Source organism: Arenicella sp. 4NH20-0111, assembly GCF_040366405.1.
In the GTDB taxonomy this organism is placed as follows: Bacteria; Pseudomonadota; Gammaproteobacteria; order Arenicellales; family Arenicellaceae; genus Arenicella.
Genome location: NZ_BAABWF010000026.1, coordinates 1 through 1,033, shown reverse-complemented (window position 1 = coordinate 1,033; position 1,033 = coordinate 1). Strand labels below are relative to the sequence as shown.

The following is a 1,033-nucleotide window of genomic DNA, read 5'->3' as shown; positions in this document are numbered from 1 at the left end:
ACTCGATGAGTTGACCTATCCAACCATTCAGGGTACGACGCAGTGCCTGTCCTCAGTCTAGGTTCGTAGATCAACATAATGCGCACGCGCTTTATGCTGCTATCCTAACGCCGTCGGGGGTTGCACTGCCTACCGTTGCTTGATCGAGCACATCCGCTCTTTATTCTGTCACTATTTTTTCGTTTGGCTAAAGTGGTTGTTCGTGTCAGTGTCGTTATCGAGGTACGCGTACCAATCTCTCTTTTGGGTTGATCGGTGGCAATGCGACGTGCTTGGCTATGTGCCAGATATACGCGCTCATCTCTCGGGCGATGGCCGTGACCACCACGTTGCGATGTTTACCTCTGTGCATCAATCGCTGATAGCGTTTGCATAGTCTAAGCTGGGCGTTCCAAGCGATCTCACTAATTTCGGGCGATACACCTTCCTGTCGTTTTTGTATCTCGGTGGACATTCTAGCGGGGTAGCGATAGGCGTGTGCGCCTTCGACTAATAATCGCCGCGCCCGCGAGTTACCGCACTTAGTAATCGGGCCAAGCCGACGTGTATCGCCAGAAGAATGTTCACTGGGAACTAAGCCTAAATAACTCATGAGTTTTCTCGGGTGATCAAAACGAGTTAAGTCGCCGAGTTCGGCAACCATGCCCGCGGCCACTATCAACTTGATGCCGCGCATGGCTTGCAGTGCTTTGACGACGGGATAAAATCGCCAATTTAAAACCTGATGTTTTAGCTCGTTATCTAATCGTTCGAGTCGCGAGAAGCGCTCGTTCAATGTGGTGATGCATTCTTGGAGTACAATCTGTTGCGCTGGGTGCGGGAGTATCAGTTCAGTGAGCCAGCGACGATGCTTCGGTCCCCAACTGGCTGAGCCACTATAATTTATATCATTGCGCAGTAAGAACAACTTCATTCGTTGCTTGGCTTTTTTAAGATCGTGCATCGCGGTTTCGCGAATGCGTGATAGGTCACGCACCGCTTCGTCTTCTGGTTCAGGAACGTAAATTGGATGAAGGTCCGCATTTTTGAGTAA

General features: G+C 50.2%; 1 protein-coding gene. It reads right to left on the bottom strand.

Annotation, left to right across the window (positions count from 1 at the left end):
- Nucleotides 1-214: 214 nt before the first annotated feature.
- Nucleotides 215-1,033 (bottom strand): IS110 family RNA-guided transposase (locus ABWW54_RS20085; protein WP_353415007.1); only part of this gene is annotated, 819 nt, incomplete at its 5' end.